This window comes from Mycobacterium sp. C31M, assembly GCF_053345865.1.
This window is the reverse complement of sequence record NZ_JBKFAX010000021.1, coordinates 40,583-55,084: the sequence shown is the minus strand read 5'-3', so window position 1 is coordinate 55,084 and position 14,502 is coordinate 40,583. Positions and strand designations below refer to the sequence as shown.

The window sequence follows — 14,502 nt, the reverse complement described above, 5'->3', positions numbered from 1 at the left end:
TCTGCTGTGTCAGTCGTTCTGAGACGGGTCGAACGTCGGCTGCGGGGCGGTCACCGGAGGAGTGAACACGCCGCCACCGGGGTTGATCGACTTCTCGGTGGGGGACAGCGAGGGCTCGGTGGTCGTCGTGGTCGACGTCTCGGGAGCGGGCTCTTCGCTATCGCTGCTGCACGCCGCGGTGAAGCCGATCATCGCGAGGATGGCGGCACCGCCAATCGCAGCCGAAACCTTACGACGCAGAAGCGTTGATGCCATTTCTTTTTCCGGTCCTTTTCTTTTTTCTCTGGGGGTCGATCTCGGTTTCCGTGTGGTCCGCGAAAACCGTGTGCAGCAGTCCCATTCCGTCGGGATCTGGTGTCAGAAACTGTAACGCAGCGCCTGTATCGGTGCATTCCCTTACCGGGTACTGCGCGATCCGCATTTTGAGGATTCACTCAGCATTCCGAGGCGGCTCAGGGGCGGCTCTGTGCCGGCGGCCGCGCACTTGACGCCGACTCCGGCGGAGTGTTTACTCGAGCCATCGAACAGATGTTCGAAAAACGAGTGATTCGGATGATGCTGGAGGTGCTGCTGTGGTGGCGGCGATGGACCTGGGGCAACACCGGAAAGACCGTGCTGAACAGGTGGAACACCTGCGTCGCAGGATAGCCGAGATGTCCGGCAAGGCGGGAGCCGGAGCGCTACGGGCAATGCCGGTCGATACCCGGGAAAAGCCTCAGAATTCTTTGCTGGAATCCGCCGATCCGCCGCTCGTGACCGTCGAGGATGTGTTGCCCGCGCCGGTGCTGCCGCGAGGGACGGTGGCGGTGCTGTCCGGGGCCCGGTCGCTGGCGCTGCAGATGGTGGCCGAGGCGACCGCCGCCGGGGCACATGCGGCGATCGTCGGGCAACCCGATATCGGTCTGCTGGCGGCCGTCGAGATGGGGGCGGACCTGAGTCGGATGGCGGTCATCCCCGATCCCGGGCCGGACCCGGTCGAGGTGGCCGCGGTCCTGCTGGACGGCCTCGATCTGGTGGTGCTGGCGCTGGGTGGCCGTCCGGTGTCGATGGGCCGGAGCCGGGCGGTGACCGCGCGGGCCCGGCAGAAGGGGTGCACGCTGCTGATCACCGACGGCGACTGGCCCGGTGCGGCGGCCAGGTTGGACGCCAGGGTCTGCGGTTACGAGATGGTCGGTGCCGGGGCGGGGGCGCCGATACCCGGGCGGGGGCACATCGGCCGGGTCCGGTTGGCCACCCGGTCCCGTAGCCGGATCCCCGGACAACCCCGTATCGCCGTCGGCGGCTGACATGTCCAGGGTGCTGGCGCTCTGGTGTATGGACTGGCCCGCGGTGGCCGCGGCCACCGCGGCCGGGCTGAGTGCCACCGATCCGGTGGCGGTCACCCTGGCCAACCGTGTCATCGCGTGTTCGGCGGCGGCCCGGGCGGTCGGGGTGCGACGCGGGTTGCGCCGCCGGGAGGCACAGTCGCGTTGTCCGCAACTGTATGTCGCCACCGCCGACCCTGCCGGTGACGCCCGTCATTTCGAGGCCGTGATCGCCGCAGTCGACGAGGTGGTGCCCCGGGTCGAGGTGCTACGTCCGGGGCTGCTGGTGGTGTCGGTGCGCGGCGCGGCCCGCTATTTCGGATCCGAGCAGGCTGTCGCCGAGCGGCTGGTCGACGCGGTGGCCGCAGCCGGTGCCGAATGCCAGACCGGGGTCGCCGACCAGTTGGCCACTGCGGTCTTCGCAGCCAAGGCGGGTTGCATCGTCGAACCGGGAGCCGATGCGTCGTTCCTGTGCGCGCTGTCCGTCCGGCAGTTGGCCGCCGAGCCGAGCCTGGCCGGCGCGGGCAGGCAGGACCTGGCGGACCTGTTGTGGCGGATGGGGATACGCACCATCGGACAGTTCGCCGAGTTGTCGCGTACCGATGTGTCCTCCCGGTTCGGTGCGGATGCTCTTCTGGCGCACCGGTTCGCCCGCGGTGAGGACGACCGCGGTCCGTCGGGACGGGAGCTGCCGGCGGATCTGGACGCGGTGTACCACTGTGACCCGCCGATCGACCGGGTAGATGCCGCTGCCTTCGCCGGGCGCGCACTGGCCGGGGAATTGCATCGCAGCTTGCAGGGCGCCGGCGTCGGCTGCACCCGATTGTCCATCCAGGCAGTCACCGCCAATGGTGAAGAGCTGAACCGGGTTTGGCGATGTGCCGAACCTTTGACCGAGGATGCCACCGCAGACCGGGTGCGCTGGCAGCTGGACGGTTGGTTGACCCGGCGAGCGGGTCAACCCGGCCCGACGGGGCCGATCACGCTGTTGCGGCTGCATCCGGTGGAGGTGGTGTCGGCCGGTGCGCTGCAGCTGCCACTGTGGGGATCGACCGGTGACGACGACCGGCTGCGGGCTCGCCGGGCGTTGGTGCGGGTCCAGGGTCTGCTGGGGCCGGAGGCGGTGCAGGTGCCGGTGCTCAGCGGTGGGCGTGGACCGGTCGAACGCATCACCTTCACCCCGCTGGGTGATGAGCCGGTGCCACGGTTCGACCCGAACCAGCCGTGGCCGGGACAGCTACCCGAGCCCGCGCCCGCGGTGTTGCTCGACGAGCCGGTGGAAGTACTTGACGCACAGGGCAAACCGGTACGGGTGACCCGCCGCGGGATGTTCACTTCGGACCCGGTGCGGGTGGAATCTCCCGGCCACGGTGGGGACCTCACCTGGTGGGCGGGACCCTGGCCGGTGGACGAACGTTGGTGGGACCCGGGTGGTCAGGGGGCCGGTCGGACCGCCCGGGCCCAGGTGCTGGTCGACACCGGCCGGGCCATGCTGCTGTGCTACCGGCAGCGCCAATGGCATGTGGAGGGGGTCTACGAATAGTCAGCCCAAGGCCCGGGCGAACGGGCCGACCCGCTCGATGAACCGATCGAAGAAGACGGCCGGATCCACCTCGACACCGATGTGTGCGTTGGGTTCCCGGCCCCAGTGCCCGCGCCAGTCCACCACGGTCATGGCCCGCGTCAGCGTGCCGGTGAGCTCGACGTCGACCGTGGCCTGCCGGCAGCGCACCAGATCGGGATCCAGCGCGACGGCCGCGGCCAGCGGGTCGTGCACATGCGCCAGATAGCCCTCGCCCTGGTCGAAATGGAACTCGAAGTAGAACCGCATGGCGTCTTCGAGGACCCGGATCACCGGATTGGCGGCGGTGGATCGGGTGCCGCGCGGGTCGAGCACGCTGAGCTGAGCCGACGGGGAGCCGGCCGCGACGGCCAGCCGGGCCAGGATCGACGGTGTCATGGCGGCGTTCTCGGTGACGTTGAGCCCCAGCATGATCGGTAGGTGAGTGGGCGTGCTCAAACCCCACGCGGCACCCCACACCGCGAGCACCTCGGCGGCGGATTCTGGGTCGACGTGGGTATTCCATTCCGCGACCGGGGTGGTGTTGCCGCGGTAGTCGAAGGCGCCGCCCATGATCACCAGCCGACGTAGCAACCGGGGCAGCGCGGGCTCCAACCGCATGGCCAGCGCCAGATTGGTCAGCGGACCGGTGACCAGACCGATGAGCTCACCGGGGTGTGCACGGGCCGCCCTCACCCACGCCTGCGCGGCGTCGTAGGGGGTGGTCGTGCGGTCGCCGGCGGGCAGCTGGGCGTAGCCCAGACCCTGCGGGCCGTGGGTGTCCTCGCAGGTGCGCAGCGGGATGCTCAGCGGGGTCGCCGCACCGGTGGACACCGGGATGTCACCGGCGCCGAAGAGATCCAGCAGCCCCAGATTGTTGATACTGACCTGCTCGACCGGCACGTTGCCCGCCGTCGAGGCGATGCCCACCACCTGCGCGTCGGGGCTGGCGAACAGATAGGCCAACGCCATCGCGTCGTCCACGCCGGTGTCGACGTCGGCAAAGACCGGAAGCGCTGTCACGCCACCACGATAGGCGTGGGCCGCTACCAGTGCACACCTGGTATCGCCCGCACCGCGCGCTTGACCGGCCGCGGCATCCGTACGGTCCGCACCGCGCGGGACGGCTTGCGGGGACGGCGTTCCGGTGCCGGTTCCTCGATGGCCTGCCCGCGGGCGGCCGGTGAGTCCGGGTAGCCGAGATACAGCTGATGCAGCACGCGTCGCGACAACCGCGGGGTGAAATAGGTGCCCAGATCGGCCAGCGTGCCGAGCGGGGTGTCGATCCGCGCCGGCTTCTCGATCAGTCCGCGCACCACCATGGCCGCCGCGTGCTCGGCGGTGATCGGCGGCACCGGATTGAGTCGGCGTGACGGGGTGATCATCGGGGTGCTCACCAACGGCATGTGGATATTGGTGAAGGTGATGTGATCGGACAGCGTCTCGGTGCCGACCACTTCGGAGAACGCGTCCAGCGCGGCCTTGGTCGGCAGATAGGCGCTGTACTTCGGGCTGTTGGCCTGTACCCCGGCGCTGGACACATTCACCACATGTCCGAATCGGCGTTCCTGCCAATGGGGGAGCAGTGCCAGCACCATGCGCACCGCGCCGAAGTAGTTGACCGCCATCACCCGTTCGTAATCGTGCAGCCGGTCGGTGGAGGCGGTGACCGACCGCCGGATCGACCGCCCGGCATTGTTGACCAGATAGTCGACGTGCCCGAAACGGCCCAGGATGTCCTTGACGGTGTGGTCCACCGAGCCGGAATCGGTGACGTCACAGGTGAATGCGTGCGCGTCGCCACCCTCGGCGCGGATCTCGGCGATCAGGTCGTCGAGTGCTGCGGCATTGCGTGCCAGGGCGAAAACCGTTGCGCCGCGGCGTGCGACGGCGATCGCGGAGGCACGGCCGATACCGCTGGACGCGCCGGTGATGACGACGTGCCTACCGACCAGTGGTCCGTCCGGGTCGCCGCGCCGGGCCCGGTCCGGGTCGAGGTGCTGGGCCCAGTACCGCCACAGCTTTCCTGCGTAGGAGGCGAATTCGGGTACCTCGATACCGGTGCCGGCAAGTGCGGCGGTGGTGGCATCGGAGGTGAAGGTGGGCGCCAGGTCGACGACGTCGAGGATCTCGGCCGGCACGCCCAATTGGGTGGCGGCCATGTTGCGCAGGATCTTGGCCCGGCCGGTCGCCTTGAGCACCGGGGCCACCGCGGCGCCCGGAAGCGAACCGATCAAGGGTGGCAGTCCGGCCGCCTTGGCCACACCACGGTAGATACCGCGCAGACCAATGGTTTTCGGTGCGGTCAGGTGGAAGGTCCGGCCGTCGGCATCGGGGGTGTGCATCAGGTGTGTGATGGCGTCGGCGACAAAATCGACCGGGACGATATTGGTGCGGCCGGTATCGGGCAGCATCATCGGGGTCAGGCTGGGCAGCGCCGCGAGCTTGGACAGGACTCCGAAGAAGTAGTAGGGGCCGTCGATCTTGTCCATCTCGCCGGTCCGCGAGTCGCCGACCACGACGGCCGGCCGGTAGATCCGGCGGCGCAACCCGGGCTCGGAACGGACCAGCTGCTCGGCCTCGAACTTGGTCCGGTGATACGGGGTGGGTAGGTCCTGGCCGACGTCGAAATCGTCCTCGGTGTACTCGCCGTGGAAGTCGCCGGCCACCGCGATCGAGGACACGTGGTGCAGCGTCGCGTCCCAGGCCAGCGCGGCGTCGATGACCGCGCTGGTGCCCTCGACATTGGCCTTGTACTGCAGTGGTTCGGCGACGGTCATGTCGTAGATCGCGGCGCAGTGCACCACGTGGTCGACATCGTCGAGTTCGGTGGTATCCACGCCGAGTCCCGACTCGGTGAGGTCGCCTACCAGCGGTTTTACTCGGGGTCCCCAGGTGGCCGCCAGCTGTTCGAAGCGGTGCAGCGAGCCGCGCCGTACGAGGACGGAGATCTGGGCGTCGGGGTCGCGGGACAGCAGTCGGGCGATGACCCGACTGCCGATAAACCCGGTACCGCCGGTAACGACATAGTGCATGTCGACATGGTGGTCCTCGGTGGCGAAAAGGTCAATGCTGCTCATGCAACAGGGTGCCCGTGCGGGGGACGCGCTATTCGCGATAGCGGGTTAGCTGCTCGCGCCCTCAACAACAACAAACACCACCGACACTCGGGCGCCATCAGCGCAGCGCTTGGCTTATCGCAGAGACAACACGATTGACTGCGTTGCGTGCCGTTGGGCTGATCTGCGTCAGCGAAAGGTATCCGTGTACGAGACCGCCCTCCCGAAGCAGGCGCGTGGGAACTCCGAAGTCCTTGAGCCGCTTGGCGTACGCGATCGCCTCGTCCCGCAGGGGATCGAAACCGGCGACGGTGATCAATGTCGCCGGAACCCGAGAGAGGTCTTCGGCGAGCATCGGAGATGCGCGCGGATCGGATCGGTCGCCGGCGTCGGGCAGGTACAGCTCGGACAACCATTTGATCTGTTTGGTGGTGAGCGCGGGGCTGTCCGCGAACTCCTCGCGCGAACGATAGCTGCCGATGCCATCGACGACCGGGTACATCAGCACCTGCATCCTGGGGCGAAGCGCCTCGCTCTGGAGGTCGTTCGACAACACGGCACAGAGATTCGCGCCGGCACTATCGCCGAGCAATACGATCCGTGCCGGATCGATTCCCCACCCGTCACAGTGGTCGACGGCGAAATGCCATGCCTCCCGAGCATCATCGAGCGCAGCGGGATAGGGGGACTCCGGGGCCAGCCGGTATTCGATCGACAGGACGTTGACGCCGGCGCGGGCTGCGATCAGTTGCGCCGGGCAGTCGTATGCTTTCCGACTACCGAGGACGAAACCGCCACCGTGGAGGAACAGCACGAGACCGTTGGACCGCACCTTCGGGCGATAGAGGCTGGCCCGAATACCGCTGGACAGGACGATGCCGGAGTCCACGTCCACGGTCTCGGACTTGTCCGCGAACACTCTGCAGTCGGTTTCCATGATGGCCCGGGCTTCGGCGACGTTGCCGTCGCTGAAATCAGGCGCCCCGGCGGCGACACGCATGAGCACCGCGATCTCGGGTGCCATCACGTCACCGTCGGAGTTGACGGTCGATCGGACGAGTCGGCGTAGAATCGCTTTCGGAACCCGGCCCAGAGCCGTGAACACAGCGCGCTGGACCCGCTCGGAACCGGTCAGTCGGGTGACGTCCGGGGCGGCAGATGTCACGGTGGCCGCTGTCATGAGACCGCTCTCGCGGAAGCCGTCCGTCCGACCTCGAGTTCGCGTTCCAGTCGCGAACTGAAGCGGAGATTGTCGTCGATTACCGATCCCCGGTACATCTTGCGGTCCTCCAGGAACACGTTTCGCATCTGCCAGGGCATCGCGTCACCTTGACGCGGCAGGGCACGTCGCGCGCGTTGCATGTATCCCGCGTCCAGGTCGAGGATCGATCGTGTGCCGACGTCCTCGGCCGCGTGCGGAGCGACCGTGTCGTACCCATGGGCGTCCATGTACCGGAGCAACTCGATGAGACTCTTACCGAGAAGTGAAATCTTCAGAGTCCACGACGATTTGGTGTAGCCGATCGCCATCATCCAGTTCGGCACCCCCGACAGCAGGAACCCGCGGTACACGACGCTGCTGGAGAGATCGACCGGTCGCCCGTCGACTGTGAGGTCGATGCCGCCGAACAGTCGCAGGTTCAGCCCGGTCGCCGTCACGATGACGTCCGCCGGTAGTTCCTCGCCCGACTCGAGCTCGATTCCGGTCTTGGTGAACCGGCGGATCCGATCAGTGACCACCGAGGCCCGGCCTTCGCGGATCGAGGCGAAGAAGTCGCCGTCGGGCGCCAGACAGAGGCGTTGATCCCAGGGGTCGTACGGTGGGTTGAAGTGGCGGTCCACGTCGAATCCGGTGGGCAGTTCCTTCTTGTTGAGGTGGCGGATGACGCGCCGAGCGGTTTTCGGGAACCTGGTCATCAACTCGACGACGATCCAATCGATCAACACGTTCTTCCAACGGGTCGCGAGGTAACCGCGTCGCTCTCCGAGGAGTCGAGTGAGCTTGAGGCTCAGGGCGTCGACGCGAGGCAACGACATGATGTACGTCGGCGTGCGCTGCAGCATGGTGACGCGGTCGGCGGCGCCAGGACCCTTCAGTATCGACGGGATCAATGTGATCGCTGTTGCACCGCTTCCGATTACGACGACGTTCTTGCCGGCGTGGTCGTAGTCCTCGGGCCAGAACTGCGGGTGGATGATATCCCCCTCGAAGTCGTTCCTGCCCTCGAACTCCGGGGTGTATGCCTCGTCGTACCGGTAGTAGCCGGTGCCGGCGTAGACCCACCCCGCCTTGACCACCTCGGTGCGCACCGCGCCGTCGGAATCGGTGACCTCGACGGTCAGCACCCATTCCGCGTCGTCGCTCGACCAGGCGGCGGCCACGACGTTGTGGCGGTACTTGATGATGTCGCCCAGGCCGTACTCCTCGACGGTCTCCTCGAGGTAGTCCAGGATCAGCGGCGCGTCCGCGATCGCCTTCTCGTGGCGCCAGCTCTTGAACTCATATGCGAAGGTGTGGAGGTCCGAGTCGGACCGAATACCGGGGTACCGGAACAGATCCCACGTGCCGCCGAGAGCGTCTCGCCCCTCCAACAGTGCCACCTTCTTCGCCGGGAACTCCTTCGTGAGATACACCGCGGCGCCGATCCCGGAGATGCCCCCGCCGATGATCACCACGTCATAGAAGGCCGGGTGCGATGCTGGGATGCTCATCTGTCGATTCCTTCCTGCGCCGGACCCGGCACATTGTGATGTGCCTCAGAGTGCCGGGACAGACGTGGTGCGCACTACACCGAAATGCAACAGCCTGCACCTGGCTGCGGTGTGTATTGCACCCCTGCTGCCGCTCTGAGCGCCTCATCTCCGGCGGCCGCATGACGGTACTCTTGGACTAGCCATCACCGGCTGCTGTTCCGGCTGCCACCAATGGTCCCGGGCGCCGAACACGGCGGGATGACTCCATCGGACCTCACGGCGTGCAGCGCTTTGGTAAGCGCTCAGTCGGGGGAAACCCCTTGTCAACAAAGCACACTGGATTGGTAGAGGTACCTCGATGACCACCTATCGTAGGATCGCCGCGCTGGGCAGCTCCTATGCCGCCGGCCCCGGCATCAAGCCCGTCGTCAACCGTGCCGCGATGCGTTCAGGCAACAACTACGCCCACGTGCTGGCGCGTGCCCTCGGCGCCGAACTCACCGATCTGACGGTCTCGGGAGCCACGACGTCAACCGTCCTGGATGCCCCGCAGCGCGTCGGCCTGGTGCAGTTCGCGCCACAGATTTGCTCGCTGCCCGCCGATGCCGACCTGGTGCTCATCACGGCCGCCGGCAACGATCTGGAATACCTGGGCTCTGCCGTCAAACTAGGTGTTCACTTCACCCTCGAACAGTACACGCACGGGCTCCTGCAGCGCTGGAAACCCGCGAACATTCCGACGGTGACCCCGCAACAGCGAGACAAGGCCGCCATGGGACTCGCGCGTATCGTGACCGAGACACGTTCCCGCGCAGCACAAGCGCGAGTAATTCTCGTCGACTACCTACCCATGGTCGGTGACACGACCGTGCCTTCCAAGGATGTCCCGTTCGACAGGACTGTCGTCGACGCTCTCGCGGCCATTCACGATCAGCTGTCGGGTGTGTTCACCGATGTCGCTGACCAAACCGGAGCCGATCTCGCACAAGCATCCCGACTCGGCCGAGGGCACGAACTCGGGAGCCCGTTCCCGTGGATCCAGCCGTTGCAACCTGTCCATCGAATTGCGAGCTCGTTTCACCCGACCGCGGACGGGATGAAAGCCGTTGCCACGGAACTACTGAAAATCGTTGGCGAGCCTTACTCGTGATTCGTTTTCGGGGTTTCCTTCGCCGATTTGCATCGGCGCCCCTCGGAGTGAGAAGCGGCCAAGGCGGTTACATACCGGCCAGTCTGCTCGTACCGAGGGGCGCGCGAAGCTCACGCCGAGTCTCCTCCCGCGACACCAAGTCGCTGCGCGATCTGCTCGGCAGTGCGCAAGCCCGTCAGGACGGCGCCGTTCATGGTTCCGACCCACTCGCCTGCGGTTTCGGTGCCGGCCCAGTGGATGCGCCCGTGCGGCTCGGTGAGGGCTTCGCCGTAGCTCACCGTTGCGTAGGGCGGCGCGGCCGGATGTGGGCCACCAGGGGCGAACGGGTCGGTACCCCAGCAATGGTCGACGTAGTCGATCGGGGAGTTCGCCTGCTCGCCGTACAGGTCGACCAATTGTTTGAGCACCATTTTCCGTCGAACCTCCGGGCCGAAACCGTCGTACACCCGAGCGGTGCAGAAGACCATCAGGATGCCCGGTCCACTGTCACTGGGCGAGACGTCGAAGGTGATGAACACCGGCACGGTATCGGTCAGCGCCTCACCGGAAAGCCCCTCCGCCCGCCAGAACGGCTTGTCGTACGCGACGAACGCCTTGCTCAGCGCGCCCATCGGGAAGCTGGTCGTGAGCCCCTCGATCTTGTCCGGCAGGGCCGGCCGGTACTCGATGTAGGCGCGATGCTCGGGGGCTGCGGTGACGATGGCGTACTTGGCATTGATTGTCGCCGAGTCGGTGTAGACCGTGACGCCGTTGTCGTCTTGGGAGATCCGGCGAACCTGGGTATCCAGCACAATCCGGTCGCCGAGGTGTTCAGCGAGCCGCCTGGCGATCTCTTGAGTGGTTTCGATGACGCGATATCCCTGCTGTCCGCCTTCGACGGAGAGCATGTGATCGAGCCCGCCCACGGCCTGGATATAGCGCAACACGTGCAGCAGCGACACGTCGAGCGGGCTGCAGCCCCACTGCACCCTGGTGACGATGTACATCAGCGCACGTGTACTGGTCGTCGCCTGCTGTTGGTCGAGCCATTCGCCGAACGACATCGCGTCGAGCTTTCCGGCGTCAGGAGATGTCCACGCCGCATCGACGTCGATGGTCTCGAGCAATGTGTTCAGCGCCAATTGGATGCGGCCCAGATCCTCCACGTCCACGGGACCGACTGTCGGCAGCGTGCCCGTGTAGGTCTGGCGTTGCCGGGCCATCCACAGCACGTTGAGGCCTTCATCGAACTGCGGGGTGAGCGAACATCCCAAGCGCGCCATGAGATCGCGGATCGCGGTGTGACGCTCCGCAACCCACGTTGCACCCAAGTCGACCTTGACCCCTGCCACCTTGCCTGAGAACGATCGGCCCCCGACCCTGTCGCGACCTTCGATGACGAGGACTGACACCCCCATGTTCACGAGCCGGTCCGCGGCGCTCAGGCCGGCGAAGCCCGCACCGACGATCACGACATCGACCTCGGAGCCGCCCTCGGGTGACGTCAACACGTTTTGCTCTTTCACTGTTTTCCTCCATCGCTCGCGCGGTTGGGACGATGCGAGATGCGGCGGGCGGCAGCATCGGTCAGAGCCCGCGTAGTGATGAACTGCCCCATGCAACAGATTGCTCTGGCAATCCGCATATCTCGCAACTGACGGGTCCAGTCTGGCCAGCCGTGGCTCGGGGCCACCACCACGGTGCACACCTACTTTTGGTGCAAAGAGGTGCAGGGTGCACCCCGTGATCAATGGTCGGTGGGTGGTGTGATGGCTCTGTTGGGATCGGTCGGCATCTGCGGAGAGGCGAAACGAGGGGCAAAGGAGGGGCCCGGAAGGCAGTACGCCAGTCTGCGGTGAACAGGCCGATGACCGTTCGACTCCCACTAGTTAGCATGGTCGTGTGGCAGATGACGGTGTTGGAAGCACGTCGGTAGATGCCAGAATTCTGCTAGCCGATATCGTCGCAGACGGGCATGTTCAGCGCGTCACAGAAGTTGCCGAACGCGCGGGAGATTCGATTGTCGGATTCTCTGAGAAGCGCGAAGGAATGCCGTTTTCGGAGGTTCTGGACGGGATCCTGCGCCTCAACGCCGAGATGATTGCGTCCTTGCGGGAAGGCCGCCCGCCGGACCTGACGCTGGCCCGCAGCCTCGGAGTGCGCTGCTGCGAGGCGCAGATTGCCCTTACAGACGCGCAGACATTGCGACGGATGATCTTCGACTCGGATTGGCGACACCTGTTGGTCAGTTTGCGGAGGCGAGCGGTATCCATGGAAGTTGCCGTCGATGTGACCGCGAAGCACTGGGAGTTGATGAGCCAGATCGATGAGGCACTGGTGGGGGCGTATCGGGAGGTAGAGGCTAACCGAAAGATGCTGCGTTCCCAACGCAATGCCGTGCTAGTCGATGCGCTTCTGGCCGGTGCTATGCCGGATCCGGACACAACTTTTGCCAGGCTGAACGAATTGATGATCGCGCCGGCTCCGTTTTATTGCGTGGCTGTCGTGCTTGTTTCACAACTCGGCGACGCGCCTCTGCCGAATATCGAGAACTTGCTGCGCCGTGAGTCTTTTGATTCGGCGTGGCGGTTAGACGCGGTAGCGCAGGTCGGAATCATCGCTGTTCAGGGTCAAAGCGGCGCCATACAGCTGAAAGATGCGTTTGTCCGACTAGGAGCTGTGAGTACAGGCATCAGCGTTCCGGTTTCTGCGCTGGAGATTCCGAAGGGTTGGCGACTGGCCCAACTTGCTGCCGAGACGACGAACGAGCGTGAGCGCGTGGTCGTCTTCGGCGATAACGTGACCAACACAACGGCCGTTGCGGCATCTCCAGAGGTACTGCGGTTGCTCAGCGAGCAGAGTCTGCATGAAGTCTTGCAGCTACCGGAGGTGACTCGAGAGCACCTCCTGGCAACATTCGAGAAATGGCTCGATTGCAAGGGGTCTGTGCGGCTGACCGCTCTCGCACTTGATCGACATCCCAACACGGTGCGCCAGAGGCTCAACAAGATTGAGGAGCTCACTGGCAAATCGCTGGGGAATCCACGTGACTTGGCCGACCTCGTAGTCCTCATCGGCTTTGAACGCTCCAAGGCCACTTCGAAACGACTGTTGTAACTCGATCGCTGGAGGAGGCTTCGGTCAACAGAGTTCTGACACCCCGTGGGGGATTCTGGTGCGTCAAGCCGGAGTCGCTGCGGGCCGCAGTGTCGTGCCGCTGCTGCCATCGCTTGCAGCGGAAATCAGACTCGACAGATGTGACGTAGACACTGTTTTCACATGCGAAAGATGGTCGCGGCAACGATGACGTCGTTGATTGACCGTCCCTAGTGTGGGGGCCAGAGGCTTCGATGAAAGGGACTGGTATGGAATACCTGTTTGATACGGGATGGGTGGATCGGCCGGAGGTGACGGCTCAACCTCTGCAGGGCGAAATCCGTTGTGATGTGGCGATTATCGGCGCTGGCGTGGGCGGTATGGCCGCCGGCGTTCGGCTGGCTGAGCGTGACGTCGATGTGGTGGTGCTCGAGGCCGGAATTTGTGGCTGGGGGGCAAGCTCGCGCAATGGTGGATACCTCACTGATGCGCTCAGCGGTGATCCACGCATGCTGTCCGCAGTGCACCGGCGCCGGTTGCCCGGAGTTATGCGCTTCGGCAAATCGGCGCTGAGTTTCGCGGAGAATCTGATCGAAAGCCACCAGATCGACTGCGACTACAACCGCGTCGGCTGGGTCAGCATGGCCAGCACGACACGCCACCGGGCGAAGAATGCTGAGCGTGCCGCCGAGACTCTTCGGTCCCTCGGCGCTGACGCCGAATATGTGGACGGGCGCGAGTTTGGGTTGCCGCACGCGTACGTCGGCGGAGTGTACGAACCGCACGGCGGCCTGTGCAATGCCGGCAAGTATGCGCTTGGCTTGCGGGATGTGCTCCTAGCTTCCGGGGCAAGGGTTTACGAGCAGACTCCGGTGCAGGATCTGGAATCCAGCGGGTCCTCGGTCGTCATCACCGTGCCGGGTGGAAAGCTGAGCGCCGACCGGGTGCTGCTCGCCACCAACGGCTATTCGGCCGATCTGCCGTTCGCGCCGCCCCGCCTGGCCGCCCCCGTGTGGGTGTCTTTGCTGGAGACGGAGCCGATTGACCCGGAGCGTTTGGATAGCACCGGGTGGACGAACCCAGCAGGTTTCGTCTCGAACAACCTCATCGTCTCGAATTTTCGGAAGACGCCGCATAACACCATCGTTTTCGGCACCCGCAACGTCCAAGCGCCGCAAGGCCCGTTGGGCGCCAGGACCACAGACCCGGCAGTCGCAAAGGACCTGCTGCGCGGTTTCCGCGAGGCGTTCCCCTCATTGCGCGATGTCGCTCCGACTAAGACCTGGGGCGGTTGGATCGGGATGTCGCCGACGCTGCTCCCGGTCGCCGGCGAATCCAACTCTCGGGTTCTCTACACCAACGGGTGCAATGGATACGGCATGACTCAGGCGCCCTACCTCGGCTCGCTGTTGGCCGATCGGTTGGCGGGCGATGAGATGCACGAGGACTTGCGAGCTGTCTGGTACGACCGAAGCCACTTCCCGCCCAACCCGCAATTCGGCCCACTCGGTGCACGTGCGCTGTGGACGATCGACCGGATTGCGGACGAGGTCGACAAATTGCGGTCGTGAGGCGGCCCGCAGGGACCTTCGCGACGAGAACCGGCGCGCCCATGCTGACGAGCCGTCCGCGGCGCTCGACACCGGCGCTGACCGGCGC

11 protein-coding genes are annotated in these 14,502 nt (G+C 65.5%); 5 read left to right on the top strand and 6 right to left on the bottom strand.

Features of this window, described 5'->3' with window-relative positions; genetic code table 11:
* Window positions 1-9: 9 nt before the first annotated feature.
* On the bottom strand, window positions 10-255 hold the full coding sequence (locus ACLBYA_RS26575) for a hypothetical protein (protein ID WP_447712462.1): 246 nt from the start codon (window positions 253-255) through the stop codon (window positions 10-12).
* Window positions 256-572: 317 nt separating this feature from the next.
* Between ACLBYA_RS26575 and ACLBYA_RS26570 the strand changes: the two genes are divergently transcribed.
* A complete protein-coding gene (locus tag ACLBYA_RS26570; RefSeq protein WP_447712461.1) occupies window positions 573-1,286 on the top strand; it encodes a hypothetical protein in 714 nt (237 codons plus the stop codon).
* 1 nt (window position 1,287) lies between these two features.
* Window positions 1,288-2,847, top strand: coding sequence for a DNA polymerase Y family protein (locus tag ACLBYA_RS26565; RefSeq protein WP_447712460.1), 1,560 nt, complete (start codon window positions 1,288-1,290; stop codon window positions 2,845-2,847).
* On the opposite strand, the gene ACLBYA_RS26560 is transcribed toward ACLBYA_RS26565, so the two are convergent.
* The 4 genes from ACLBYA_RS26560 to ACLBYA_RS26545 form a co-directional block, all read right to left on the bottom strand.
* A complete protein-coding gene (locus tag ACLBYA_RS26560; RefSeq protein ID WP_447712459.1) occupies window positions 2,848-3,888 on the bottom strand; it encodes a nucleoside hydrolase in 1,041 nt (346 codons plus the stop codon).
* A gap of 23 nt (window positions 3,889-3,911) precedes the next feature.
* Window positions 3,912-5,900, bottom strand: a complete 1,989-nt coding sequence (locus tag ACLBYA_RS26555) for an SDR family oxidoreductase (protein WP_447712522.1) — start codon at window positions 5,898-5,900, stop codon at window positions 3,912-3,914.
* A 142-nt stretch (window positions 5,901-6,042) separates the two neighbouring features.
* The gene (locus ACLBYA_RS26550) at window positions 6,043-6,948 is read right to left on the bottom strand and encodes an alpha/beta hydrolase (RefSeq protein WP_447712458.1); all 906 of its coding nucleotides are present in this window, start codon (window positions 6,946-6,948) and stop codon (window positions 6,043-6,045) included.
* A 152-nt stretch (window positions 6,949-7,100) separates the two neighbouring features.
* On the bottom strand, window positions 7,101-8,636 hold the full coding sequence (locus ACLBYA_RS26545) for a flavin-containing monooxygenase (RefSeq protein ID WP_447712457.1): 1,536 nt from the start codon (window positions 8,634-8,636) through the stop codon (window positions 7,101-7,103).
* 340 nt (window positions 8,637-8,976) lie between these two features.
* Here ACLBYA_RS26545 and ACLBYA_RS26540 point away from each other — a divergent pair, with 340 nt between their 5' ends.
* Window positions 8,977-9,768 (top strand): SGNH/GDSL hydrolase family protein, encoded by a 792-nt coding sequence (locus ACLBYA_RS26540; RefSeq protein ID WP_447712456.1) that lies wholly within the window; start codon window positions 8,977-8,979, stop codon window positions 9,766-9,768.
* A 110-nt stretch (window positions 9,769-9,878) separates the two neighbouring features.
* On the opposite strand, the gene ACLBYA_RS26535 is transcribed toward ACLBYA_RS26540, so the two are convergent.
* The gene (locus ACLBYA_RS26535) at window positions 9,879-11,255 is read right to left on the bottom strand and encodes a flavin monoamine oxidase family protein (protein ID WP_447712455.1); all 1,377 of its coding nucleotides are present in this window, start codon (window positions 11,253-11,255) and stop codon (window positions 9,879-9,881) included.
* 394 nt (window positions 11,256-11,649) lie between these two features.
* Here ACLBYA_RS26535 and ACLBYA_RS26530 point away from each other — a divergent pair, with 394 nt between their 5' ends.
* Complete coding sequence (locus ACLBYA_RS26530) at window positions 11,650-12,864, top strand: PucR family transcriptional regulator (RefSeq protein WP_447712454.1); 1,215 nt, start codon at window positions 11,650-11,652, stop codon at window positions 12,862-12,864.
* Window positions 12,865-13,112: 248 nt separating this feature from the next.
* Window positions 13,113-14,414, top strand: a complete 1,302-nt coding sequence (locus tag ACLBYA_RS26525) for an NAD(P)/FAD-dependent oxidoreductase (RefSeq protein ID WP_447712453.1) — start codon at window positions 13,113-13,115, stop codon at window positions 14,412-14,414.
* The last annotated feature ends 88 nt before the right edge of the window (window positions 14,415-14,502 follow it).

What these genes read in the sequence shown, in the direction of transcription:
- ACLBYA_RS26565 (WP_447712460.1), top strand. Translation starts at nt 1,288, where the DNA reads ATGTCCAGGGTGCTGGCGCTCTGGTGTATGGACTGGCCCGCGGTGGCC.
- ACLBYA_RS26550 (WP_447712458.1), bottom strand. Translation starts at nt 6,948, where the DNA reads ATGGCACCCGAGATCGCGGTGCTCATGCGTGTCGCCGCCGGGGCGCCT.
- ACLBYA_RS26540 (WP_447712456.1), top strand. Translation starts at nt 8,977, where the DNA reads ATGACCACCTATCGTAGGATCGCCGCGCTGGGCAGCTCCTATGCCGCC.
- ACLBYA_RS26525 (WP_447712453.1), top strand. Translation starts at nt 13,113, where the DNA reads ATGGAATACCTGTTTGATACGGGATGGGTGGATCGGCCGGAGGTGACG.
- ACLBYA_RS26555 (WP_447712522.1), bottom strand. Translation starts at nt 5,900, where the DNA reads ATGCACTATGTCGTTACCGGCGGTACCGGGTTTATCGGCAGTCGGGTC.
- ACLBYA_RS26545 (WP_447712457.1), bottom strand. Translation starts at nt 8,636, where the DNA reads ATGAGCATCCCAGCATCGCACCCGGCCTTCTATGACGTGGTGATCATC.
- ACLBYA_RS26575 (WP_447712462.1), bottom strand. Translation starts at nt 255, where the DNA reads ATGGCATCAACGCTTCTGCGTCGTAAGGTTTCGGCTGCGATTGGCGGT.